This window comes from Erwinia sp. HR93 (genome assembly GCF_034555055.1).
In the GTDB taxonomy this organism is placed as follows: domain Bacteria; phylum Pseudomonadota; class Gammaproteobacteria; order Enterobacterales; family Enterobacteriaceae; genus Apirhabdus; species Apirhabdus apintestini.
Genome location: NZ_JAXUDP010000001.1, coordinates 2,021,896 through 2,047,694 on the forward strand (window position 1 = coordinate 2,021,896; position 25,799 = coordinate 2,047,694).

19 protein-coding genes are annotated in these 25,799 nt (G+C 55.9%); 6 read left to right on the forward strand and 13 right to left on the reverse strand.

Features of this window, described 5'->3' with window-relative positions:
- Nucleotides 1-143 precede the first annotated feature (143 nt).
- A complete protein-coding gene (locus SFA31_RS09525; protein ID WP_322837753.1) occupies nucleotides 144-1,481 on the forward strand; it encodes an amidase in 1,338 nt (445 codons plus the stop codon).
- Nucleotides 1,482-1,871: 390 nt separating this feature from the next.
- Here SFA31_RS09525 and SFA31_RS09530 read toward each other — a convergent pair whose 3' ends face one another.
- The 6 genes from SFA31_RS09530 to SFA31_RS09555 form a co-directional block, all read right to left on the reverse strand.
- Entirely contained in the window at nucleotides 1,872-3,041 is a 1,170-nt protein-coding gene (locus SFA31_RS09530) for a cupin (protein ID WP_322837754.1), read from the reverse strand.
- Between the two features lie 118 nt (nucleotides 3,042-3,159).
- Nucleotides 3,160-3,951, reverse strand: coding sequence for an HpcH/HpaI aldolase family protein (locus tag SFA31_RS09535; protein WP_322837755.1), 792 nt, complete (start codon nucleotides 3,949-3,951; stop codon nucleotides 3,160-3,162).
- Nucleotides 3,933-4,679, reverse strand: coding sequence for an alpha/beta hydrolase (locus tag SFA31_RS09540; protein WP_322837756.1), 747 nt, complete (start codon nucleotides 4,677-4,679; stop codon nucleotides 3,933-3,935). The genes SFA31_RS09535 and SFA31_RS09540 overlap by 19 nt, the downstream gene beginning before the upstream one ends.
- An 82-nt stretch (nucleotides 4,680-4,761) precedes the next feature.
- A complete protein-coding gene (locus tag SFA31_RS09545) occupies nucleotides 4,762-5,526 on the reverse strand; it encodes an SDR family NAD(P)-dependent oxidoreductase (protein WP_322837757.1) in 765 nt (254 codons plus the stop codon).
- The gene (hisD, locus tag SFA31_RS09550; protein ID WP_322837758.1) at nucleotides 5,523-6,857 is read right to left on the reverse strand and encodes a histidinol dehydrogenase; all 1,335 of its coding nucleotides are present in this window, start codon (nucleotides 6,855-6,857) and stop codon (nucleotides 5,523-5,525) included. The genes SFA31_RS09545 and hisD (SFA31_RS09550) overlap by 4 nt, the downstream gene beginning before the upstream one ends.
- Nucleotides 6,858-6,923: 66 nt before the next feature.
- Nucleotides 6,924-8,162: an MFS transporter gene (locus SFA31_RS09555; RefSeq protein WP_322837759.1), complete on the reverse strand. Its 1,239-nt coding sequence runs from the start codon at nucleotides 8,160-8,162 to the stop codon at nucleotides 6,924-6,926.
- Between the two features lie 344 nt (nucleotides 8,163-8,506).
- On the opposite strand from SFA31_RS09555, the gene SFA31_RS09560 reads away from it, so the two are divergent.
- From SFA31_RS09560 to hisD (SFA31_RS09575), 4 genes are all read left to right on the forward strand, one after another.
- Nucleotides 8,507-9,568, forward strand: a complete 1,062-nt coding sequence (locus SFA31_RS09560; RefSeq protein ID WP_322837760.1) for a LacI family DNA-binding transcriptional regulator — start codon at nucleotides 8,507-8,509, stop codon at nucleotides 9,566-9,568.
- A complete protein-coding gene (locus SFA31_RS09565) occupies nucleotides 9,568-10,539 on the forward strand; it encodes a nuclear transport factor 2 family protein (protein WP_322837761.1) in 972 nt (323 codons plus the stop codon). The genes SFA31_RS09560 and SFA31_RS09565 overlap by 1 nt, the downstream gene beginning before the upstream one ends.
- Nucleotides 10,540-10,906: 367 nt before the next feature.
- Nucleotides 10,907-12,058, forward strand: a complete 1,152-nt coding sequence (locus tag SFA31_RS09570) for an ester cyclase (protein WP_322837762.1) — start codon at nucleotides 10,907-10,909, stop codon at nucleotides 12,056-12,058.
- Entirely contained in the window at nucleotides 12,058-13,371 is a 1,314-nt protein-coding gene (hisD, locus tag SFA31_RS09575) for a histidinol dehydrogenase (protein ID WP_322837763.1), read from the forward strand. The genes SFA31_RS09570 and hisD (SFA31_RS09575) overlap by 1 nt, the downstream gene beginning before the upstream one ends.
- A gap of 601 nt (nucleotides 13,372-13,972) precedes the next feature.
- Here hisD (SFA31_RS09575) and SFA31_RS09580 read toward each other — a convergent pair.
- From SFA31_RS09580 to tssF, 7 genes are read right to left on the reverse strand one after another with little or no spacing between them, the layout of a single operon-like run.
- Complete coding sequence (locus tag SFA31_RS09580; protein ID WP_322837764.1) at nucleotides 13,973-14,464, reverse strand: DcrB-related protein; 492 nt, start codon at nucleotides 14,462-14,464, stop codon at nucleotides 13,973-13,975.
- A 15-nt stretch (nucleotides 14,465-14,479) separates the two neighbouring features.
- On the reverse strand, nucleotides 14,480-16,303 hold the full coding sequence (locus SFA31_RS09585; RefSeq protein WP_322837765.1) for an OmpA family protein: 1,824 nt from the start codon (nucleotides 16,301-16,303) through the stop codon (nucleotides 14,480-14,482).
- Entirely contained in the window at nucleotides 16,297-17,643 is a 1,347-nt protein-coding gene (locus SFA31_RS09590; protein WP_322837766.1) for a GlcNAc-transferase family protein, read from the reverse strand. The genes SFA31_RS09585 and SFA31_RS09590 overlap by 7 nt, the downstream gene beginning before the upstream one ends.
- Nucleotides 17,644-17,669: 26 nt before the next feature.
- Entirely contained in the window at nucleotides 17,670-18,677 is a 1,008-nt protein-coding gene (locus tag SFA31_RS09595) for a fimbrial protein (RefSeq protein WP_322837767.1), read from the reverse strand.
- Between the two features lie 5 nt (nucleotides 18,678-18,682).
- Nucleotides 18,683-19,777 (reverse strand): ImpA family type VI secretion system protein, encoded by a 1,095-nt coding sequence (locus tag SFA31_RS09600; RefSeq protein ID WP_322837768.1) that lies wholly within the window; start codon nucleotides 19,775-19,777, stop codon nucleotides 18,683-18,685.
- Between the two features lie 53 nt (nucleotides 19,778-19,830).
- Nucleotides 19,831-20,853 carry a type VI secretion system baseplate subunit TssG gene (gene tssG / locus SFA31_RS09605; protein WP_322837769.1) on the reverse strand — a complete coding sequence of 341 codons (1,023 nt, stop codon included), beginning with the start codon at nucleotides 20,851-20,853 and terminating at the stop codon, nucleotides 19,831-19,833.
- Nucleotides 20,850-22,733, reverse strand: coding sequence for a type VI secretion system baseplate subunit TssF (tssF, locus tag SFA31_RS09610; RefSeq protein ID WP_322837770.1), 1,884 nt, complete (start codon nucleotides 22,731-22,733; stop codon nucleotides 20,850-20,852). The genes tssG and tssF overlap by 4 nt, the downstream gene beginning before the upstream one ends.
- Nucleotides 22,734-23,101: 368 nt before the next feature.
- Here tssF and tssH point away from each other — a divergent pair, with 368 nt between their 5' ends.
- Nucleotides 23,102-25,768: a type VI secretion system ATPase TssH gene (gene tssH / locus SFA31_RS09615; RefSeq protein ID WP_322837771.1), complete on the forward strand. Its 2,667-nt coding sequence runs from the start codon at nucleotides 23,102-23,104 to the stop codon at nucleotides 25,766-25,768.
- The last annotated feature ends 31 nt before the right edge of the window (nucleotides 25,769-25,799 follow it).

Sequence of the window (25,799 nt, forward strand, 5' to 3'; positions counted from 1 at the left end):
TAATTACTCCTGTTTTCATCTATAACTATTATCTTATCTGCATACGTATTCACATGGCGTTCGCGCTAATTCTTCCGGCAGGGGCGAAGGCGCAATTTGCTCCCTGCTCACCCGCTGTGAACATCAATTTCTGAAGGATACTCATGAAAACTCTGCGCCTGACACCGCCGGCGGATAGCCGCGAAGAAGTGGCTTATCGCCTGTCTGTGATTGAACGCCAGCGCGATTTAGGCGCGGTTCTGGGCGTTAACCCGCTGGCGAGTCAGCGTGCTGAAGAGTGCTATCGATCGCTACGTCGCGGCAATATTCAGGGGCCGCTGCACGGCGTTCCTTTGATTATCAAAGACAATATTGCCTGCGCTTCACTGCCAATTACGCTCGGGTGCCGGGCGCTCAGCGGGGTTCGGGCGCAGACCGATGCTTTGGTAGTCAGCCGGTTGCGGGCCGCCGGGGCGATCATTCTGGCGCGCGCGAATATGTCGGAATTTGCGTTTGATGTGCGTTCCCGAAGCTCGCTCGGTGGCGATGTGCGTAACCCGCTGATGCCGGAAACCACGGCGGGCGGCTCCAGCGGCGGCTGTGCGGCCGCCGTGGCTGCCGGTATGGCGGATGGCGCAATCGGGACCGATACCGGCGGTTCAGTGCGCATTCCGTGCAGCTATACCGGGCTGGTGGGGTTAAGGCCGCGCTTCCGGCGGGCGATGCTGGCTGGGATTGCGCCGCTTTCGCTGAGCAAAGATACGGCTGGCCCCATGGCGCACGGCGTACAGGATGCGGCGCTCCTGCACGCGATTATTCACGGGATACCCGTGCAGCCGCTAGCGGTGCGAACGCTGCGGGGCGCGCGTTTGGGCGTATTCCCGGCGTTAGCGGGCGATTGCCCGGTCCAGCGAAAAGTCTGGACAGCGGCGCTGGATACACTGCGGCAGGCCGGGGCTATTCTGATTGAAACCGCGCTGCCAGAGCAAAAAGCGCTTGCCTCGGCAACGTGCCTGAGCGTGTACGAATTTCGCACGGCTATTGACCGCTGGTTATCCGTGCAGAAAAACGCGCCCTCGGGCCTGGAAAATATTTATCGCTCGGGCGCATTTCTCCCGGAATTTAACGATTTTTTGCAGCATTTACTCACTTTTTCGCACCTGAAGCAGCCCCTGTGGCAAAAAGAGCGCCGCTTTCAGCGTCTACTGCGCCAGGCGCTTGCCGGGGCCGCCGCCGCCCGGCGCCTGGACGCCTTTGTCTATCCTACGGTGCGCCAGCAGCCCGTAAGTCTGGCTAAAATGCCGCCGGGGCTGGCGCCGGAGCTTGCCGCCATTAGCGGCTGGCCGGCGCTAACCTTACCCTGCGGCATTGCGTCGTCCGGTTTGCCGGTTGGGCTGGAACTATTAACGCCACGACCGGATGAACATGCGCTGTTAGTTCTGGCGCTGGCCTGTGAAAATGCGCTCAGCGTAGAGATAAAGCGGCATGTGCTGGTGGAATAACGTTTCTCCTGCAAATAGCGCGTCTGGGAGGAGCTACTATCAGCGCCTGGCGACGGGCGCATTTATGCAGGAAGGGGGAGCAAGGCACGCCCGAGCAGCGCGATGCCGTTATCAGTTTCGGGCTGCCAGGAGTCAGCAAGCGCAGGCGCAAAGATTGCGCACTGCGCGGCTCTACAAGACCAATATCCAACTGCCGCCAGTTACAGCGGTAGTGTTTCCGACGCAGCGCCTGGTGACTGGCGACGGGCGCATTTATGCAGGAAGGGGGAGCAAGGCACGCCCGAGCAGCGCGATGCCGTTATCAGTTTCGGGCTGCCAGGAGTCAGCAAGCGCAGGCGTAAAGATTGCGCACTGCGCGGCTCTACAAGACCAATATCCAACTGTCGCCAGCTACAGCGGTAGCGTTTCCAGCGCGGCGCCTGCGCGTCGGGCCGTGATCGGCAGAATGCTGGCTTTGGCGACGTAACCGTCCGGGTCCAGGCAGCGGTCATGCTGGCGCGCCTGCTGGCAAATTGCCGGGTCCCACCAGATACGCTTCCGCTGGTCGCCGGCGGTGGTGATAATCACCTCGGCTTCGCCGTCGACGGCGCGATAGCTGCGCCAGCAGTTGGCCGGTATCGACGCCACCGAGCGCTCGGTAGCGGTTTGGGTAACCGTTTCGCCGTCCAGATTCCAGCTAATCTCCAGCGTGCCTTTAAACACCATCAATACCTGAGTGTCCTGACATAAATGGCGTCCCATCAAATGGTTATCCGCCAGCCGCAGCCATTCGACGGAAAACCCGTGCGGATCGGTGAGTGCGGGCGCGGCGTTGCGGTCCTGAGAAATGCCGTAGCCAATAACCGGCGCTATTTCACCGCCGTGGCCGGGCAAAATGGCATCCAGCAGCGCGTCTTTGGACCAGCGGCGTTCTTCGCCGGTGACCGCACGGGCGCGCATTTCATCCGGCGTCCATTCTCGCAGGGCGGCAATTTCATCCGGTGCCAGCGGCGTGAGTAGTTCGCTTTCATCAGGGGCCGGCGCGCCGGGTGCCGTTTCAATCAACATATTGTCTTTGCTCAAATACAGGCCGTATTCCCGGGCGGCGTTCAGAATAGACGGGTGCCAGATGATGCCGCCGGTGTTATCGCCGCCGAGAACGGTATACACCATGCCGCAGGTATCTTCCGGGCTGACGTTGGTAAACCCGCGGAAGATCCAGGTGGGAATTGAGAGGATCGCAGGCGCGCTGAAATCCGCCTCGTTTTCTCCGTTCGGCCCCCAGCGAAAACGCCAGGTACCTTCATGAATCAAAAACACTTCGGCGGTAAAGTGCAGGTGCAAATTGTTGGTGACGCCCTTCGGCATGGCGGCGGCGCCGATATTAAAACCGTGCGGCTCAGGAATATTGACTACCTGAGACGAGGACTGCGTGACGCCGGGGCCAATAAATGAATAGTTCTGTTTCAGGTGCGAGCCTGGCAACTTACAGTCAATAAATGCCACGCTGCATGACACCATATCTTCCGGCGCGACCAGCCGCTTGCGAGCCTCTTCTGCACTGATTATCTTTGTCTTCATGGCGTTCTCCTGTTGCTGATTAAGTGCGCAGCCGGCAGTTTTGCCGCTATGCGCGATAGGGATAAGCGAGCATAGCGCGCGGGCGTTATGTTCGGCGCTGACACCCGCCGGGCAACGATCAGTATCCCGACGCGCCGCTCGGCGGAGCGCTGACGCCGCGCGCGCTGGCGATGGCTTCCCGCGCAGCGCGTCCGAGCTGCATCACATCATTGGCTGGCGTAACCAGGTTGAATCCCTGCGCCAGGCGCTGCGCGGCCGCATCGCCAGAGGTGCAAAATATGCCGGCGATTTTTTGATGGGCGCGACAGCGGCTAAGCACGTGCTCAAGGGCATTAACCATATCCGGATGCGTGGACTCCGCGCTGGCGCTGCCGGTCAGCGCGAGGGACAGGTCGTTAGGGCCGATAAAAATGCCGTCCAGCCCGTCGGTATCGAGGATAGCGTCGAGCTGTGCCAGCCCGGCGCGGGTCTCAATCATCGCCAGCGTCAGAATTTCATCATTGGCGTGCCGGGGATAATCTTTCCCGCCGTACAGCAGCGCTCTGGCCGGGCCGTAGGAGCGAATTCCCAGCGGCGGGTAGCGGCAGGCGGCAACAAAGCGCCGGGCCTGCTCGGCGCTGTCAATCATCGGGCAAATCACGCCGTATGCGCCGGCGTCCAGCATCTGCATGATGTGCGCCGGTGCATTCTCACTCACTCGCACCAGCGGTATTGCCGGGGTAGACGACAGCGCCTGCAGCATGGTGACCGCGCTGGCGAAATCAATCATGCCGTGCTGCATATCGACGGTGACGGCGTCGTAGCCCTGGTGGCCCGCTATCTCGGCGCTATAGGCGGACGGGATTGCCAGCCAGCCGTTAATGATGTTCTCCCGGGCGTGCAAGGCGGTTTTTACACTGTTGTTTCGCATGAAGGGCTCTCTGTTAACCATTGATGAAGCGCCCGGGCGACCTCGTCGGGCGCTTCAAGAGGAAGGAAGTGACCGCTGTGGTTAACGGTCAGCCAGCGCGCCCGCGGCACGCACTCCTGTAACGCCTGATGATGCCGGGGCGTGCAAATGACATCGGCAGCGCCGTTCATCATTAGAATTGGGCCAGCGAATGATGCCAGCGCGGCGCGGTTGTCGCGGCGGGTAATCGCAATCTCGGTTTGCCGGGCAAAGGCCTCGGGCGTGAAGTTCTGCGCCATACTGATAATAGTGTGATGCAGGGACGCATTATCCAGCCGGTGCGGGGCAACGTAGCGCGGCCATAAGTGGTGGGTGAGCCACGCGCCGATCCCCTGCGCCTGTGCCTGACGTACCGCTTCCCGGCGGGAATCGGCATTTTCAGGCGCGTCTGCCAGCGGGTTCACCGACAGTAGCGCGACGCCGTCGAGTCGCTGAGGGGCATCGGCGACCATTTGTAGCGCCACGATGGCTCCCAGTGAAAATCCCGCCAGCCGGAAGCGGGGTGGCAGGGCGCGTAATAACCGTTGAGCCGTTTCCGGCGCGGAATCCGCACCGCATGGAGTAATGCACATCGTTGCCGTCAGGTTCAGGCGCTGCAGTACCGGCTGCCACAGCGCGGCGTCGCACAGGGTGCCGCCCAGCAGTACCAGCGGGATGTCGGTATTGTCCAGCAAGGGAAGTCGCGTCATAGCGCACCTCTTGTCGCGCGTGGCGAAGCCGCTACTGAAGGGCGGTGATAATAGAGCTGCAGGAAGCTTGTCATCTTTTTCCTTACGTCGCCGTCCAGCCGCCGTCAACCAGCAGCGAGGTGCCGGTCACCATGGCGGAGGCCTTCGAGGCGAGAAATACCGCCGGGCCCATTACATCTTCGAGCTTGCCGAGGCGGCCGAGCTTAATGTTGTCCAGTACATAGCGGTGGAACTCCGGCTCGCGCAGCGCCTCGCGGGATAGCTCCGTTTCTATAAACGTAGGGCACAGCGTGTTAACCCGGATGCCGTCAGCGCCCAATTCCAGCGCCATGGTGCGGGTTAATCCTTCCAGTGCGAACTTAGACTCGCAGTACACGCTGCGCTGAGGGCCGCCAACGTGCCCCATTTGTGACGACACGTGAATAATAGAACCGGCAATTCCGTCTTCGCGCATGCGGCGCGCCACCTGCTGGCTAACAAAGAACGTTGCGCGCACGTTCAGCGCCATCGCCGCGTTATAATTCTCTTCGCTGACCTCCAGAAACGGCTGGTGGCGGGCCAGCCCGGCGCTATTGACCAGTACATTAAAGGCGGGCAGCGCGCGCAGCGCCTGCGCCATTTGTACGGAGTCGGTAATATCAAGAGCGACGGGATGAAGCTTTAGCCCTTCTCCATCGGCAAGCGCCGCGGCGTCGCGCAGCGCCTCTTCACGCCGGGCGATAATCCACACCTCAGCCCCGGCGCGCGCCAGCGCCACGGCGATGGCGAAGCCAATGCCTTTCGAGCCGCCGGTCACCAGCGCGCGCTGGCCGGTTAACATAAAAGAAGGGGTTTGCGGCAGCGTCATACATCGGCCTTTTCTTCGGGCGTCGCGCTTACCGGCGTTGCGTAAGGGACATCGGTCTGGCCGTAGCGGCGCACGCGGATGTTTGCCTGCTCAGCGTGCCCGACAAACCCTTCCAGATGCGCCAGCCGCGAGCAGTAGCTCCCGATTTCCGTGGTTGCTTCATCGCTAAGCACTTTTTGCCAGGTACAGGTCTTCATGAACTTCCCGACCCACAGGCCGCCGGTGTAGCGCGCCGCTTTTTGCGTCGGCAGCGTGTGATTCGTGCCGATGACTTTATCGCCATAGGCTACGTTGGTGCGCGGGCCGAGGAACAGCGCGCCGTAGTTGGTCATGCGCTCAAGGAACCAGTCATCGCGCGAGGTCATCACCTGCACGTGCTCAGAGGCGATACGATCGGCTTCCTGTAGCATCTCTTCATAGCTGTCGCACATAATCACTTCGCCGTAATCGCGCCACGACTGGCGGGCGATATCCGCAGTAGGTAGCACCGTCAGCAGGCGCTCGACTTCCTGCAGAGTTTCCCGGGCCAGTGCCTCAGAATTAGTCAGCAGAATGGCGGGCGTCGTGACGCCGTGTTCCGCCTGGCCTAGCAGATCGGTAGCGCACATTTCCGCATCCACGGTTTCGTCGGCGACGATCAGCGTTTCAGTCGGCCCGGCAAACAGGTCGATACCCACGCGGCCAAAGAGCTGGCGTTTAGCTTCGGCGACAAAGGCGTTGCCCGGCCCGACCAGCATATCCACCGGTGCCATTGAGTCCGTGCCCAGCGCCATGGCGCCAATAGCCTGAATACCGCCCAGCGCGTAGATTTCGGTGGCACCCGCCATTTTTTGCGCCGCCACAATCGCCGGTGCAGGCGCGCCGTTAAACGGTGGTGCGCAGCTAATAATGCGCGAACAGCCCGCTACGTTGGCGGTAATAATAGACATGTGCGCCGAGGCGAGCAGCGGATATTTGCCGCCGGGGACATAGCAGCCCACGGCGTTAATTGGGATATTTTTATGGCCGAGAATAACTCCGGGCCGGGTTTCTACTTCCAGATCGCGTAAACATTTTTTCTGTTCGCTGGCAAAGTTAAACACCTGGCTTTGGGCGAATTCGATATCGCGGATATCCTGGCGGCTTAATTGGTTAATGCAGCGATCGATTTCCGCATTCGATAACCGGTAGTCGTCGCGGTCATAATTGTCGAACTTAATCGACAGATCCCGAATAGCCTGATTTCCGCGCGCTTCAATGTCGGCAAGGATGTGCTCTACGGTATCTCTGATTTGCCTGTTCGCCTGCTGGCGCTCGGCGGCCGGTTTACTGGTTTTTAGGTAGCGAGCCATAAATTATCCTTGTACTGGTAGGTGAGAAGTCAGCGTTAGCCCCGCCGCAGCGGGGTGCGGCCTGGATTAACGATTTCGCGCCGGTGCTAAAGCGGGAGCCGAGCGGGCGGGAGTTTGCCCGTAGGCCCGCCGCTGCCCGACCCAGCGGATAGCCAGCGGCGTGGCCAGCGCGGAAAGCAGTGATAGCGCGGCAATCAGGAAGTAGCCGGACGATAAATTAATGTGCTGCAGCATGACGCCAATAATGACCGGCCCGATAAACATGCCGCAGGAATAAATAGTCTGGAATAACCCCATGCGCGTGGATTGCTCGTGCGGCACGGTATTGACGATACTCAGCGACATAAACACCGCGAACGCCATTCCGAAAGAAAAGCCGGCGAGGGACTGAAGCAGGCAAATCAAATAAAGATTGTGGGTAAACGGCATGCCGAGCGTTGAGATAACCTGCAGCAAAATCCCCAGAATCGCGGTTTTTGCCAGCCCCAGCCGTTTATAAAACACCGTGCTGCACAGGGCGATGGCCAGCGCATAAAAGATAAGATGCAGGTTACTCAGCAGCGTCAAAATACCGGCTTTGGCACCGAGATGTTCCGCGTAAATCGGCGTCAGCGTATCCCGGGTGGCAAACGGCACTAATATCACCACGGTGGCCAGCAGCCCGATAAACCAAATGGAACGATCCGCGAGCTGGCGGCGCGCTCCGGTCAGACAGGCCTTGAGCGACGGCGCCTGCACCGCGTCGTGCACATCCTGAATGCGGGTGGTGAGTATCAGTGCCAATAGCGCGGAGATACAAGAAACGAAAAATGCGATGTTGTTCGCAAAATAGTGAATTAATATCCCGCCGACGCAATTGCCGACAAAAACGCCAATCGGGCCGGCCAGCGCCAGCAGTGCGACGGCGGCGGGCGCCTCATCGCGCGGGAAATAACGAATGAAAAGTACGTTGTATAACACCCAGGTTGCGGCGGTAACGCCGTCTGCGGCTTTCGCCAGATACAGCGTCAGGGCGTTAGGCTCAAGCCAGGCCAGTGGCCAGGAAATTATCGGCAGTAAAAGGCTGATTTGAATGAAAATTTTACGACTTTTTACCACATCAGAAATGATGCCGAGTGGGAAGCGTACCAGCAGCGTGGCAAGACCGCTAGCGCCCATTATCAGCCCCATCACTTGTGGCTGAATGCCCTGCTCTATCATCATCGGAGCAAGGAAGGCGTCAATGCTGTGAATACAGATAAAAAACAGCACACTGATAACGAAAAAAAGCCTGGCTTCGGGGCGCTGAAATAAGGCACGGAACATAGTGGCAAACCTCTTAATTTCGCGTGAGTTATAACCAATCACGTGCGGCGGTTACCGGTACATTCCCTTGAATACTGCTCAATCGAGCCGGTCGTATTGGCGCTTGTTATGTTGACATGCATACGTATTCAAATTTGAAGTTATGAAAAAGTTTCCGATTTGTAAAGTAACTTTGCATTGGTGTAAAAAATTCACTGCAGGGAGTTGCATACGCATGCAAGGATGGTGTAAGTATTAAAAAACGCTCATCGTCAGCCTCGCTGGCGTGAGACCGGCAGGCATTTCGACGCCTTCCAGTGATATGCTGCGTGCGGCTACAGCGCGCAGATAAGGAATTGAAGGGCATGAAACGTAAGGTATTTGCGGCAGTGACATCTTTGCAGGTTGCGCAGTTGGCGGGGGTTTCTCAGTCGGCGGTGTCGCGCACTTTCACGCCGGGAGCCAGTATTTCACCGCTGACCCGTGAAAAAGTGCTAAAAGCGGCCCGGGAGCTCGGCTATCGCCCGAATGCGATTGCACGTTCGCTGAATACGTCGCGATCGCGAATTATTGGCGTTGTGATGTCCTACTTTGATAATCAGTTTTATCCGCAGGTGCTGGAAGCGCTGGCTCATCGGCTGGATGCACTCAATTACCACCTGCTGCTGTTTGTTAGCGACAGCGATGTCGATCGTATCTTCGACCAGATCATGCAATATCGCGTTGACGGTATTGTGCTGGCTTCGACCACGCTCTCCCACGAGCTTTCCGGCGAGTGCCTGGCAACCGGTATCCCGGTGGTGTTGTTTAACCGCCGGGAGGAGAGCGGCACCGCGTCCAGCGTCAACAGCGATAATGAAAATGCGGCGCGTCAGATTGCCGAGTTTTTACTGGCAGCGGGGCATCAGCGCTTTGCGTTTGTCTCCGGTCTGGCGGACTCTTCTTCCAGCCAGGCGCGGCAAAAAGGCTTTGTTGAGGCGCTGGCCCGGCACGGAGTCAACGATATTCGGGTGGTGCACGGCAATTACGACACCCAGGAAACCCAGCGCGTCGCCAGCGCTTTATTTTCCTCTACGCCGCCGCCGGACGCAGTGTTTGCCGCGAATGATCATATGGCGATGACGGTGATGGACGTGGCGCGCTCCACCTTCGGGCTGCGCATCCCCGAAGATGTGTCGGTAGTGGGCTATGACGATACCGCGCCTGCAAGCTGGCCATCTTATGAACTCACCTCGGCCGCGCAGCCCGTTGATGAGATGGTAGATGCGGCGGTCGCTCTGTTGATGAAGCAAATCGATAGCGGGATTATCGAACCGGAGCAAATTACTCTGCCCGCCGCGCTCATTGTGCGGCGCTCGACCCGCCAGGTGCGCCACGAGCCGACGGAAAGCGAAGGCGTTACGCTGTTTCAGTCTCAGGAGGTCTGATGATTAGGCTGCCGGGCTTTAGCCCACAATTCGACTCTATTCAGCAGTTTATTCTGACCCTGACGCACGTGGTCTGGGAGCAGAAAGATATTGGCCAATTGGCGGATTTCTATTCCAACCCGGTGGTATTTATGACGCCGGAAAAGCAGCTTTCCGACCTTTCGCAGTTTATGCGTTTGACGCTGGAGGCGATGCACAGCTTTCCTCAGCGCTCGGTGCTGACGGAAGATATTTTATGTAGCCACAGTCAGGAATTAGAACACTATGCGGCGCAGCGCACCGTGGCCTGTATTCAACATCAGGGAGAGGGATTCTTTGGCCCGCCGACCGGGAAAACCGTATGGGTTCGTACCTGGGCCGACCGGCTTTGCGCTGACGGCGCGGTGCGTCAGGAATGGCTGCTGCAGGACAGGGCGGCGATTGCCGCGCAGATCGGCCTGGACGTGCGGGAATTCGCCCATGGGCTGGCGCAAACGCGCCGTGAATTAGGGCTGGAGGTGGAAAGCGCCGAACAGATCGATGCCCGCTGGGCAGGCGGGCCGGAGGGCGATGACGTAGAAGGGCCGCTTGCCGGCGTCGTGGAGCGCTACCTGACCATGTGGGCCGGGGGCAATAGTGGGATTGTGCCGGAACTGTACCATCCCGCCGCGACGCTGCACGGCCCTGGGCACTGCGCCTGCACGGGGGCACAGGAAATTTCGGCCTGGCTATCCGGCTATCGCGCTTCGTTTGCCGATAGCGAGACCCGGCTTCATCATTTGATTGTGCGCAAAGATGCAAATGAACCGATACGTATCTCGCTGCGCTGGTCGCTGCTGACCTGGCATGACGGCTACGGAAAATTCGGTGCGCCCACGCGCAGGCCCATCGCAATAAATGGAATTAGCCAGCTTGAATTACGCGATGGATTAATTATTCGGGAATATTTGGGTATTGATGAATTAGCTATTTGGTCGCAAATATTTAATTAATTTACTGGCCCAATATTTTTATTATTGCGCTTTTAATTAACTAGAGCGCTGGCGCTAATATTAATTACTAAGCGCGTAAGACTGACTTTTTTGAAGCAGGAGTGCGACTATCAGTCTTGCGTATGCTTTGGTTTACGCACATTGCCCGCGCCTGATGGCTTAAACATATTATTGATAAGGCCGGACGATTAATACAGAAAGTTATTTCAGTGCCGCACGGATATACCAGCTGGCGCTCTTTTATTAACGACACATGACGTCGTGACTGCCGGGTAAATAGCGTTATTTACCCTGGGATTCTATTGTCCGATTACGCCATCATCCCGCTGTGATGAGGGGCTGTTATTACCTAAAAGCAGGAGGTTCTATGTCTTCAACAGAAGCAACCCATAAAGCGCCAGCGGTACCTGAAAAAAGTAATGCGAGGTCTCAAAGTCAAAGGGATGAACCGGTATTACAGGTGGAGCGCCGGGATTTTATCGATCTGGTGCCGGAAAAACGCCCGCGCGCGCAGTCGCTGAGAGGGTTTGACGACTGCTATACCGATATTGTCGATTACATCGTGCGCTGTACCCATAAAATTTGGGATGAGCGCGACGTCGGCCTGATTTACACCCACTACACCCACAACTGCGTATTGTATAACGCGCTGGGTACGCTGTATGACCGCGAGCAGGTGGTGCAGGATACCTTAAAGCGGCTGGTGGCGTTTCCCGAGCGGCGCGGTATGGCAACGCAGGTGGTGTGGAACGGTAACGACATCGACGGTTTTTATACCTCACATCTGGTGACCGGCACCGGGCGCCATACCCAGTTTAGCCATTTAGGCAGCCCGACTAACCGCACTTTTGTGACTCGTACCGTGGCGGATTGTATGATCCATGAAAACAAAATCTATCGGGAGTGGGTAGTCAGCGACAATATGTCGCTCATGAAGCAACTGGGGCTGGATACCGATGCCGTAGCGTGGGATATGGCAAAAGAGCAGTTTGATAAAGGGTTCCGGGTAACGGATATTGGGGAAAACTGTCGCCTGCTGGGCCAGTATCCGCCGCAGTCGGAATGCGATGTATCCATCGCCCATACCGACACCGAGGCCGAGTGCCTGGGCTGGCTGCATGAAATCTATAACCGCCGTATGCTGGGAAAAATCAAAGAAGTCTATGCCCCGAACGTGCAGTGGCACGGCCCGTTAATGAAAGAGCTGTACGGCTCTGCGGCGGTAACGCACCAGACGCTGGCGCTTATCGGTATGATTCCGGACGGCGCGTGGATGCCGCAGCATATCTGCTCCAACCCCTGTGACGAAGGCGGCACCAAAGTCGCCGTGCGCTGGGTAATGGAAGGCCACCATTTGGGCTTTGGGGAACTGGGCAAACCCACCGGCGAGCGCCTGTTTGTTATGGGTATGTCTCATTATCATATCGTGAACGGTAAAATCGTCGATGAATGGGTGGTTTACGATCACCTGGCGCTACTGGCGCAAATTAAGCTTGGCCAGATGGGGAGAGTACAATAATGACGACCTCTAAAACCATTGCCGACCGGGTAACGTGGGTTAAACGCGCGGAGGCGAATGACGCACAGGCCGATCGCTCGCTCACCGATACGGTGAGCGCCATTATCGAGCAGGTGCGGGAGCGGGGAGACCAGGCGCTGCGCGATTATTCTCAGCGTTTTGATAACGTGATTCCCGAACAATTTGAAGTGTCTGAGGCGGAAATCCAGGCTGCGCTGGAAACTATGGACCCGCAGACTCGCCGCGACAGCGAATTCGCGATTGCGCAGGTACGGCGCTTCGCCGAGGCTCAGCTTGCGACCATGACGCCGTTAGATGTAGAAACGCTGCCTGGCGTTCACCTTGGCCACCGGATTATCCCCATTCAGACGGTGGGCTGCTATGTGCCCGGCGGTCGCTATCCTATCCTCTCTGCGCCGGTCATGACGATTGTGCCTGCCACGGTTGCCGGATGTGAAAACATTATTGCCTGCCTGCCGCCCGGTGCGCACCCGGCGATGATTGCCGTGTGCCACCTGGCCGGCGCCCGGCGTATTTTTAAAGTCGGTGGTGCGCAGGCGATTGCCGCCATGGCGTGGGGCACGGAAAGCATTCCGGCGGTTGATAAAATCGTTGGGCCGGGCAACGCCTTTGTGAATGAAGCGAAGCGCCAGGCGTTTGGGCGCGTTGGTATTGATGCGCTGGCCGGGCCAAGTGAAATTTTCACCGTCGCGGACGACGGCGCCGATCCGCGGATTCTGGCCGCCGACCTGCTGGCGCAGGCGGAGCATGACGTGAGAACCCGCGTGGGGCTTGCTACCACCAGTGAGCGTGTTGCGCGTGAAACGCTGCATGAAATCGAAAGCCAGCTTGCCAGCTTGCCGACCGCTGCCACCGCCGGGGAAGCCTGGCGGCGGCAGGGCGAGATAGTTCTGTGTCGCGATGAAGAGGAGCTGGTGGCATTTGCGGATTATATGGCGACGGAACACTTACAGGTGCATACCCGCGATCCGCACGCTACGGCGGCGAAAATACGTAATTATGGTTCGCTGTTCATCGGGCAAAACGCCAGCGTAGTTTTCTCAGATAAATGCTGCGGGACTAATCATACGCTACCGACCATGGCGGCAGCGCGCTATACCGGCGGTCTGTGGGTCGGCGCGTATGTGAAAACCTGTACTCACCAGTGGATTGATAGTGAAGGGATCGCCGCAATTGCGGAGCCGGCGGTACGCCAGAGTCGAACTGAAGGGATGCAGGGGCATCGCCGCGCCGCTGAGCTCCGCCTGCGGCCGGGGGAAATTGATGCAATTATTGCCGGGCGCTGGGACTAAGCGTAACGCCGCCCGCTAACGGACCTGTTTCTGAAACGCTATTGTCTCGCCGCCGCGCAGGCGGCGAGGTGCGCGATTAATCTTCTACATTCAGCGGCATTTCAGCCGGCATAAAGCTATTGATAATGCGCACACAGTGTTTACGCTGCTCTTCGGTGAAATCGCCGTTAGTGAAGCGTAACGCCGCCCGCTAACGGACCTGTTTCTGAAACGCTATTGTCTCGCCGCCGCGCAGGCGGCGAGGTGTGCGATTAACCTTCTACACTCAGCGGCATTTCAGCCTGCATAAAGCTATTGATAATGCGCACACAGTGTTTACGCTGCTCTTCGGTGAAATCGCCGTTAGTGAAGCGTAACGCCGCCCGCTAACGGACCTGTTTCTGAAACGCTATTGTCTCGCCGCCGCGCAGGCGGCGAGGTGCGCGATTAACCTTCTACACTCAGCGGCATTTCAGCCGGCATAAAGCTATTGATAATGCGCACACAGTGTTTACGCTGCTCTTCGGTGAAATCGCCGTTAGTGAAGCGTAACGCCGCCCGCTAACGGACCTGTTTCTGAAACGCTATTGTCTCGCCGCCGCGCAGGCGGCGAGGTGCGCGATTAATCTTCTACATTCAGCGGCATTTCAGCCGGCATAAAGCTATTGATAATGCGCACATAGTGTTTACGCTGCTCTTCGGTGAAATCGCCGTTAGTGGCGAGCGTGAAAACCAGCAGCTTACGGGCACCAGGATTCAGGACCGGATGCTGCGGCAGCGTGATAATCGACGTCACCTGTTTTACCCACGCTCCGTCCTCCAGAAATTTATTGGCAGTTTGCAGTACCGGTAGTTTCGCCGGGCCTATCTCATGCTTTAAATTTTTTCCTTCTACTTCAAATCCCGGCACGGAACGCTTCATCCTTTCCCACTGTTTTTCACAGAAGTCATCGACGGTCTGCTCTGGCTCCAGCGCGGCGCGGTTAATAATAATGTTATAGGGATTATCTTCCGCATCCGTATAGCGCAGGATATTAATGGACTGATCCTGCTGTGGTACCAGCGTCATAAACGCGCCTTCATTTAGGGGGTAAGTAATGGCTTTCTTGCTCATTGTAAACGTTCTCTCTCAATGGTTATTGCGTTGGGCAGATAACGGTATGATTTCAACGCGGCGATTTTGCGCGCGTCCTTCCTTGGTGTCGTTGCTGGCAACGGGGAGCGTATTGCCAGCACCTTCAATAATGAAATGGCTGGCGGGCAAGCCGGTATGGGCGACCAGCCAGTCGCGAATCACGCGCGCCCGCTCGGCAGAAAGCGCTAAATTGACGGCGGCGGAGCCGGTATTATCGGAGTGGCCGATAATCAGAAATATTTGATTAGGCAGCGCGGCGATTTGCGGTGCGATATTATTCAGCTCCTCTTCGCTGTCCGGCATTAGCGTACTGCTGCCGTTTTCAAACAGCGGCATGATGCCGGTGAAGGTAAAGGTTTTAATATCACCGGGTTTTGCTTTGAGTAAGTTATACGGCGCGGTCTGGGCTATTTGCTCCGGCAGGCGGGAAAAGTCGCTATCCCCATAAAAGAAAAAAGCGCCCAGCGCACATACGCCAAGGATCAGCGCGGCGGCGATCGCCGGCCAGCGGCGTCGGCGGCGTACCTGCATATGAATTACAGGCTCTTCTGGCAGAATATCTTCCCGCGCGCTCCCGCTTAGAGCAGCCGCCGCCTTTTCCGACAGCGGCGGTAAATGAATAAACGGCAGTGGGGGCATGGAGATGGCTGAAGAAAGGCCAGGCAGAATGCCGTAGCGTTCAGAAAGCCAGGTAGACCATGCGCCGTGGCGCGTCATACCGGGGCCGTGATCGGCGAGGGTAATACCGGTGAGATCGAGCTGCGTCGTATCAAACAGGTTTTGCAGCGTGCGCATCACCCGGCTTTCCGCCATCCAGGAAAACAGCGTTCTGCCCAGCGCGTGACGCTGCATGGCATACACATTTTTCCCGTCATCGTGGGCTTCCAGTTCCGCCTCCAGCGCGGTAAGCCACGCCTCCAGATTGACGCTGGACATTGAGCGCGTATTAAGACGCCCGGTCCAGATGGCTTTATCGGGATCGTGGGCGCTGCGCTCCGCGCTCAGGCGCGAGTACAGGCCGAGCAGGCAGGGCAGGCGCCGGGGAATAGGCGTGGTAGAAAACGCATAGCGCCATTCGGCGATTTGCTCGATAAGGACAGCGTTATTTTCAAAGCCGTCCGCCAGCACCGGGAAAAAAGCGATGGTCTCTATCGGGTTTCGGTTTTGTTTCAAATGTTCAAGGCGGCCAGCCAGCGCTGCCGCAGTCGGTGCGGATGACCAGACGATGGCATTGTCATTACTTAACGCTAAATCGGACTGGTTAAACCATTTTCGGGCGAAGGGGCCAATAATAAACACCATTAGCCGCGGCGTTTCCGAAACAACCACCGGGGTTTCTGATTCCGGCTGTGCTGCGTAATATTGCGCGCGTGCAATGTGCCTGCCCTGGCAGGCGGTGCGCAGCGCGACCAGTTTTTCGCTCTGCCCTATAACCTGAGCCATTAACGTTAACAGCTTGCGCGCGAAGAGAAAAATCGCGTCATTTTCGCTGGTAAGCAGCGTTTCAAGCTGATCCATCACCGGGGTGTCGCCTTCGTCATAGCCGTAAAAATAGCGAATTAACGAATAGCGCTCCCAGGCGGCGGTACTGCCAGACTGGCTGGTCGAGATGCGCTTATCGAAATAGTCGCAGAGAATATGACAGAGCATTTCGCTCTCTTCCTGGGCATGATTTTCAGCGATTAGCGCATGGCTAAACTGCTCAATTAGCGAAATCAGTTTGAGCTGAAAATCGCCCAGAGAAGGAATGACGCCATCAAAGGCGATGAGCGTATCAATACTCAGGATGCTGTTAAAAAGGGCTTCGCTTTTCACCATGTTTTCTCCGTCACCGTACCCCAGCCGCTATCGGCGGACCACGGGCATATTCTTACGAATTTCGGCGTTGCCGCAGCGTGAGTCTTAAATTCGAAAGAAATGGCTATATCATCATTGTTAGAATTGGCGCGCAGCGTTTCCAGCTCGGACGACGCCAGCGTTTTTTTGTATAGCAGGACGTTTTGCGGGGTGTAGACGCTAACGTGCAGGCTTTCGAAGGCCGGATCGCGGGTGTCGTACTCCGCTTTGCTGAGGGTGAGCGTTTTTTTGTGGTAGGCGAACTGGCGCTCTAACCACTGCGCTTCATCCGCGGGCCATTCGCTGAAGAAGGTTTTATGCTCCGGTGCCATCACCTCAGGCAGTACGGTGCCGTTTTTAAGGTAAATCCCCGCCTGATATTCGAACTGTCGAAGCGTTCGCTCATGGCCCAGCGCCCACGGCGCAAGCGCTTCATGCGATGTCTCTTCCAGCCCTAATAGCGTACGCACTCGCAGCTTGGAAACTTTATCCCATTCCCACCAGGCCTTAGCGATGGTGCCTTCGGCTTTTGCTTCATTGGTGTGATCGCCCCACACCTTGCGGCACTCCTGGCGCTGGTAGTAATGCCAGAGCAGAATTTTGTGCGGGTGAAAAATGTCATACCCGTGCGTGAACGCGCGCACGGCCATCGCTATCTCTTCACCGGCAAAAAAGATGTGCGGATCGTTGGGCACCTGCTTAATAAAATCGCCGGTGGAGAAAATAAACCCGCCCGCCAGGTAGCTGCCGGGCACCGGTTCCTCGCTGGTAAACGGAACGGAGCTGAGCATGGGCAGCCCTTCCTGGCTAAATTCCCGGAAGGTCAGGCGGCTGACATACCGTTTTTTACTGGCCTCTTCGTCCTCTCCGGGGGTAAAAGGCGGCGGGTAGCTTGAAATAATTGGCTTTGCGGTTTTCCGCTGGAGCTGGGATAGCATGGCTATCATTTCGCTATCCCAGTTGGGCACAAAGCGGCAGTGGGAGTCTATTTGCAGAAAATAGGCTTCTCCTTCAAATAGCGTTTCCGCCAGATTGCGCGCCCAGCAGGCGCCCTGGCTTTGGTAATAGTGCAGGTTGATAATATCGACCCGGGTGCCGAAATAACGAAAGGCATTAATTTGGCGCCCGGCGACGCTGCGTATGCCGTCGGGTTTAAGGCCTGCGCGCTCAAAAACGCTCAGGTCTTCGTCGTCCTGCCAGCTAATAGCAATATGCAGGTTTTCAGGATGAGCCGCCTGTTCCAGCATATTGTGCAGCGTTGGAATAAGCTCCGGGTCGCGATAACTGGCCATGCTGATAAAAATATCAGGTACGTGTTTCATAATTCCCTGGTCCATTTCCATCCGCGTTACTGAATATCAAACACAATCTCGGCTTCGGCGCTGAACGTGCCGCCCGCGGGCGTTGCTTTGGCGCCGGGAACCAGTTCGGCGTTCCAGGCGTATTCCGCCGGGCCCATACTGGTAACGTTGGGGCGGTCTTCTGTATTAGTGCCATTCACCTTTATGGGATTTCCTTTGGTGTCGGTAATTTTGATGCCCAGTCTGTCGAGGTTCCCATTGGCATCTTTAGCGCGAATATAGCTAGCGTCAGAGGAGGGGGTGTTAGTGGTCATCGAGGCTTTGACGGAATAAGCGCCGTAGTCGCTCTGGCAGGTAATCTGGAAGTCCAGCGGGCGGGTGACGCCCGCTTTCAATAACGATGGGGTTACTTCATTGAAATCAACGGTCTGCGTGCCACTCATCGTGCAGGCCGGCGTACTGACAACTTTGATCTCTCCGATGGCTAACTTCATCACATAGTTTGCAGGGTTGGCCGCAATAATAAAGTAATAGCCAAGCTCGCCGGCGGGTAACACCGTATCGCCCGCCGGGTTAGTTAAATTAATCCGCTTCCCGGTTTTATAAAATTCGATGCGAAAGAAGGGGCCGGGATTAAAATCCGAGGTACCGATGGGTTTGCCATCGTTAAAATGAATAGTGGTGTTTGAAGGGAAATCGCCAAAGTCTGTCATTGAGCCATTACTAAACAATAGTTTCACCCCTAACCCTGAAATATTGGTGGGATATATTTTGGTCGAGGTATTCTGAGGGCCGAGGTTCATGGGGCGTTTGCCGATTGGCGTCCCTTCCTGGCAGTTATCGTAACCAATGACCGCGCTTAACGCGTTACTGTCGTAGGTTGCTCCGGCAATAGGCGTTGAGGTATCGACCGGCGCGTCGGCCGCCAGATGAATCACCTGCGCGGGGATATTCAGTGTAGTGGGCGTGCCGCGGGCAAGCGTACACACCGCGGACGCGCCGGGGGACAATAAAAAGCCAGAAACGGCCAGTAATAGCGTGAGTATCCTTAACATAGGTTTTATTCCTTTTCCTGGTTCAGCATTGCAATAATTTCTGGGGGATACATTTTGATGAGGTCGGCAAAATTTTTGCCGATGCTCTCTTCGGCATACTTCAGCATCAGCGTTAGCGGACTGCTGGGTTCAGTCATGGCAAACCAACTGCGGATTTCCTGCAGGCGGTGTAGCGCCTCGGCGCGGTTGCCAATGCCGCGCTGGGGTGCGAGGGCCGCAGCGGGCGCAGCGGCAACGCCGCAGGATGGCGCTTCCATTACGCTCTCCTGAGGGATTGCCGGATCGTTCGGCGCGCCGGCCGCCGCCTGAGCCTGAGTTTCCGGTTCGCCGGGCAGTGCGGAGGACGCGTTGCCCGCTGACGGCGAAACATCGCCAAATTCGCTGGAAAACAGGCGCAGCAAACTATCCAGCACGCTGAGTTCCGGGGCTTCGTGCGCCAGGGCATCATTCAGCGCGGCTTTGATTTCCAGTAGATGGCCGCGCGCCAGCGTCAGTACGCCTATCTCTTCTCGTGCGTTGATGTGCCATTCGTGGATGAGCGCGGCAACCGTGGTTTCGGAAAGGGCGCCTTCTTCACGCGGCACTACGTGCGCCTTTTCAAACTCTTTGAGCGTGATTTGCAGGCCGGAGGCCCGCGGCAGAGGCTGGTTGCGTATATCCGCCAGCAGCCCGTGCGTGTCTTCCAGCTCCGCGAAGGCGTTCGCGCGCAGCATTGGCGCAAACTCACCTTCATCCAGAAGCTGGGGATGTAACTCGTCCGGCCATCGGTGCAGCAGAACATTCAGCGCTTCAAGCCCTTCACTGAGCGCCGGAAGGCCGATTTTCCGCAGCCGACAGCGCATTAGTACAATAATTAACCGCACATCTTTGCTTTTTTGCAGCAGCGCCTGACATTCACGCTCGGTTTCCGCCCAGTTAACGGGTTCGGCGGCTTCGACAAAACTGCCGTACTCTACGTCCAGCCTGGGCTGCAGTTTGGACTGCAGCATGATAAAGCCCGGGTCATAATCCAGACTCTCGCCGCACGGGGCGTCGTCAGCAATCGGGTCCAGCGTGGACCGGTAATAGTCAGAGCAGCTAAGGCCGTGTATTTCACTCATAAATTGACTTGCCATTCTCGTTATTATGTTAGGTGTCTGTACCGGGCCAGGCCTCAGTACTGATACGTCTCTGGTTCAAAGCTCATCCCGAATACCGGCGTGTCGTTCGCTTCACGCTCCAGCCATGAGGCGTACCCCAACTGGTGCGAGCCGTCTAACGAGGCGTGGGGAACCTGATCGGCGGCCAGTACCAACTGAACGTCCCAGGCGTATTCAAAGCCGATAAAATTGCGCACCCATTCACGCACCACCGGCATATCTTTGCCCCACGGGCTAAAGCGGGTGTATTGCGTGAGAGTGAGCGGCCCCATGACCAATTTGAATTTGTGCTGGCGATCCAGCACGGTATTACCGAGGATTGCGCCGTCGCCCAGCAGCGTGGCGTAGTTATCATCTCCCAGCGCGGTTTGGTCTTTGCCTTCCAGATAAATCCACTGCAGCTCGAACTCTTCCATGCGCACCGGCACCTGAAAGTAATATTGCATCGAGCCGAGCAGCCCGTCCGGATTACGCGCCTCGCGGATCAGGTGGGCAGAAGATGCCAGGCGTGCGTGGATGGGCAGCGGCTCAGAGGACAATTCGGCAGGGTCCAGCCCCACCAGACTACCGACGTAAAATGAAAAACGTTCGTCATCTTTCCTATCGAGCGAGGCGGTATCCTGCGATAAGAACCAGGCCCGGTAGAGCAACGACAGCGCCCGGTGGTGGAAAATATCGGCGAAATCGATAAGCGTTTTATCGTGCTGCTCGTAGCGCGAATACGCCAGTTCTGACAGGTGCAGCGGCATGGCGCCCTGCGCGCCCCAAATACCCAAGCCAAAAAGCTGCAGTTTTACTTTGTCGTCCTGCCAGCCGATGCGTGCGACCTCGCGCGGAGAGAACGTCATGCTGGCTACTTGCCCCAGACGAAAGCGCTCCTGAGCGGGCAGCGTGGCTTTGCCCGGCGCCGGCAGCTGCGGCGTGCGGGCGGCAATGGCGCGCATCGTACTGATAAAACCGGCCTCCCAGGGGGTATCGGGATCGAACCAGTTATCAATTTCCAGCGGGGCGGCGTGCGGTGCGTCATGCTGAATCATAGTGCGCCTCGCCGCCCGGGCCGGGCTTCCCAGCGGGCGATGCGCCCGCGCTGCATAGAGTGCAGTTCAGTTTCCGTGAAGATATTGATGGCCGCATGGCGAGAGAGATAATTTTCCATAATTAGTCCAAACAGATACGGGCTGATCCCGGAAAATCCTTCTTCATCGACGGTCAGGCTACAGCGCACACCGCGCCCGTAAACCAGCAGGCCTTCGTTAGACAGGCGGCGTACTACCGGCTCAGTTTTACAGCCCACCAGACTGTTAATTTGCGCCACGGATTCCAGGTCGGCAGAGGTGGTAAACAGGCGCAGCATATTACGCAGCGATTCGCCGCCCTGAGAATGCTCCATATCCGACAGCGGCAAATAGTTGAAGCTAAGCTGGCGGATGAGACGCCACGTAGACTCCCCAATCGCAAACGGCGGGCGCGGCGCACTGGGTGTGCTAACGAAACAGGCGCCGGTAATTGGGACTGAATCCGTCATTGTGAGATTGAAACTGCCGGTACTGGTCAGTAAACGCGGCAGATCGCGGTTAGTGACCATGGCGTCCACCAGCAGGTAGCGAATATGTTCGCCGTAGGGCGCTTCCTGTTGATCGACCAAAGAGATAAAAATTTCAGTGCCGTTGTACGGGGTTCGGGTGTCATATTTACGCCGCGATCCTTCGTTATTACGCACCTCTCGCTGTACGGAAAAATAGCGGCCAAAATTCCCGGAGTCGCTGTGCCGGGTTTGATAAAGCGGGTTAAACACCACTTCTTCGCTGGTTTCTGCCTGCAGCCCCAATACTTTATTGACCGAAAATACTTCATAGTCCAGAGGGCGGCTGCGATCGGGAACAATATGAAAACTGTTTAGCGCGCGGTTCACTTCAATTCTGTCCACTCTTTTAGGGAATAGATTGATAACCGGCGTACAGAAAAGGAGAAACCGTGAGGCGTCCAAATGAGGAATCAAATCCTGGGGAAGTTTATCCAGTAGAATAATAATCTCTACTTCATCAGAATCATTTCCCGCGAGTGCGTCTGCCAACTGAGTGAGCGTGAAAAAATAAAACCGCTCTCTACAGCAAATATATTCCTGAATTAATGTGTTGCCGTGGAACATATTCCACTGTAGCGGTAAAAGACTTTGGTCAGGATCCAGACCTTCGAACTTAAGTGGGTGTTTACTTACCACATGATATTTTGAATTACTCTCACCGCCGGAGCGGATTACCATTGCAACGTGGCTGCCGTGTAATAATTCAAACGTATGTGAAACAACGCGTTCGTCACCCTGAATATAAAAGGGAAGTTCATTTAATCCTTTTAATGCGGAAAAAATAACGCCTTCAACCTGTAACTTCAGTTTAATTCTTAAAGCGCCCTTCAGGCGGCGATGGTGAATGCGATAATCCTCAAGGTTGGGAATATCTGGCGGTACTGAAGTTAACCGTGCTTCTACTATCTCCAGAGGCCATAGTGTAACTTCCTGATTATTACGAAACTCACAGCGGGTCATTTCGCCGGGTAATATCTTGCTATAGAACGCGCTATTCTTAGGTATTTTATAACCTTGAGTTAAATCACCTTCACTTAGATTGGGTTTGAGCTGGACAACTCCCATTGATGGGGTGGGAGAATTATAATTCGGATAAACAATATCCAGTAATCGCTGTGTAAATTTCGGAAATTCAGCATCAAGTTTTATCTGCGTTCTGGCAGATAAGAAACAAAAGGCCTCAATTAAACGTTCAACATAAGGATCGGCAATTTCAATACCGTGCATCCCTAATCGACCGGCGATTTTAGGATGACGTTCGGCAAAGTCGCGTGCCATTTCCCGGATGAAGGTTAGTTCCCGATTATAGTAGTCAAGAAAGTTATGTTCCACTTGCAGCCCTGTTAGTTATATTCGAGATAAGAACCGTTTCTCTCAGGAGGCGTCAGTCTGATATCAGGAATATTGCTCAATAATTCCGTCTTGAGCTGGCTCCTCTCCCTTTGTAATGCGATTCTAAAAGTAAAAATGAAATTTACGATGTATGCATGAAATACATTTGCGAATTTAGGAATGCGTTTCGAGCAGTAATCTTAAAACAGGTGGCTAACGTTTATGGCTATTTTTATTTTTATTTTAGTTAATTACTATTCTTAGCAATCACACGTTATCAAACGTCTTCCTCATAGTCAGGATGACTAAGCTTCATTAGTGAAGTGAATAAAAATAAAAATTTTAATTAAATTAGGGCGAATTCTACCGTGGCGATAACGAGAAAGAACCTATTTGGCAAACTGAATACTACGTTATTCAAAAACATTGAAAGTGCGACTACGCTTTGTAAATTACGCGGCAACCCATACGTTGAATTGGTGCATTGGCTGAATCAGCTTTACCAGCAGGATAATACGGATTTACGTCATATTATTCGTCATTTTGAAGTAGACGCTGGGGCACTTGAGCGTGATTTCGCTCAGGCTTTGACGCGCCTGCCAACCGGTGCCAGTTCAATTTCTGATTTCTCTTACCATATTGAACTGGCCATTGAACGCGCCTGGGTGTTTGCAAGCCTTGAGTGCCACAATAATTGTATCCGCAGCGGGCATTTGCTGATGGCGCTGCTGACTACAATGGAACTGCGCCGCACGCTGTTCGGCCTGTCTTCCGCGTTTGAGAAAATTTCGCTGGAGCAGCTAAGTAAAGATTTCGGCTATATCATTCGCGAATCCGTCGAACAGGATGAGCTTGCCAGCGATGCGTCGGTATTGGGTGACGCGGGTATTCCCGGCGAAGCCAGTAACGCGATTGGCAGCGCGCAGAGCGGCGGCCTGTCGCAATACTCTACCGATCTCACCGCGCTGGCGCGGGAAGGCAAAATCGACCCGGTACTGGGGCGCGATAAAGAAATCAATACGATGGTGGATATTCTGCTGCGCCGTCGTCAAAACAACCCCTTATTAACCGGTGAAGCCGGCGTGGGTAAGACCGCGGTGGTGGAAGGGCTGGCGCTGGCCATTGCCGCAGGCGAAGTGCCGCCGTCGCTGGCAAACGTTCGTCTTTTATCGCTGGATGTGGTCGCGTTATCGGCCGGCGCCAGTATGAAAGGCGAATTTGAAGCGCGCCTCAAGGCGGTTCTTGAGGAGGCGGTTAACTCAGCCGACCCGGTAATTCTATTTATCGACGAAGTACATACGCTGGTGGGTGCCGGTGGCAATGCCGGTACCGGCGACGCGGCTAACTTGATGAAGCCGATGCTGGCGCGCGGGCAACTGCGTACGATAGGTGCCACCACCTGGAGTGAATTCAAACGGCATATTGAAAAAGACCCTGCGTTGACGCGTCGTTTCCAGGTATTGCAGGTGGAAGAACCCTCAGAAGATTTGGCGACGGCGATGCTGCGCGGCCTGCTGCCGGTGCTTGAGAAGCATCACGGCGTCTGGATTATGGATGAAGCGCTGCGCGCTGCGGTGCGGCTTTCTCACCGCTATATTCCGGCGCGCCAGTTACCCGATAAAGCCATTAGCCTGCTGGATACGGCCTGTGCCCGGGTTGCCGTAGCTCAGCACGCGCCTCCGACCGAGCTTCAGTTACTGAAATTCCGCACTCAGTCTGCGCAGACGGAGCTTTCGCTGCTGGAAAAAGCGATGAATTTCGGCAAAGAGGACGGTAAACGCGCGGAAGAGATCCAGTCAACTATCAAGAACAATGCTAAAGAAGCCGAACAGCTGGATAAACGCTGGTCGCAGGAGTGTGAGCTGGTGGCGAGCATTGTCGAGACGCGCCAGCAGCTTCTGGCCGCGACCTCGGAAAGTGCAGTAGAAGAGACGGCGGAGCAGGTGCGCCCGCTGCAGGATCGCCTAAATTCGCTGGAACAGCAACTGCGCGAAATACGTCATGAGCAGCCGCTGGTGCAGGCGGAAGTCAACGCCGGCGTTGTGGCATCGATCGTGGCGAACTGGACCGGTATTCCGGTTGGGCAGGTATTGAAAGACGATATCAGCGCCGTCATGGAGCTGCCGCAGCGGCTGGCGGAGCGTGTTATCGGTCAGCCTTATGCTCTGAACAGTTTGAGTCAAAGCATTCAGACCGCGCGCGCCGGGCTGGCGGACCCGCAGAAGCCGTTTGGGGTGTTTATGCTGGTGGGACCATCCGGCGTAGGGAAAACGGAAACTGCGCTGGCCATTGCCAGCCAGCTGTACGGCGGCGAGCAGAACCTGATAACTATCAATATGAGCGAGTATCAGGAAGCGCATACCGTTTCCTCGCTGAAAGGCTCACCGCCGGGCTATGTAGGCTATGGCGAAGGTGGGGTGCTGACCGAGGCCGTGCGCCGTAAGCCCTATAGCGTGGTACTGCTGGATGAAGTTGAAAAAGCGCACTCGGACGTACACGAACTGTTCTTCCAGGTATTTGACAAAGGCAGTATGGAAGATGGGGAAGGGCGCCAGATTGATTTCCGCAATACGGTGATTTTGCTCACCAGTAATGTGGGCAGCGATATTTTAAGCAGCGCCTGCGCCGATCCGGAAACCACCCCCGACGCAGAAAGGCTACAGGCGCTGTTGCAGCCAGAACTGTTGAAGGTATTCCCGGCGGCGTTTTTAGGGCGCGTAAGCGTGATTCCTTATTTACCGCTGGAACACGGATCGCTGCAGCATATCGTCAGGATCCATATGAATCGTATCGCGCAGCGGGCGAAAGAGCACCACGAAATAACGCTCACATATAGTGATGAATTAGTACAACACGTTGTAGATAGCTGCACGGTAGCGGAAACCGGCGCCAGAATGCTTATTCGGTTTATTGAAAAGAATATCTTACCGAGGATTGGTAGCGCTGTTTTAAATATGGATAGTGCAGCGATTGATAACAAGACAATGCGCGTAACGTTCATGGAAGAAAAAGGGATAGAGATTGTTGTGGAGTAATAGGGAGGGTTTATTGAAGAAATAAATTACA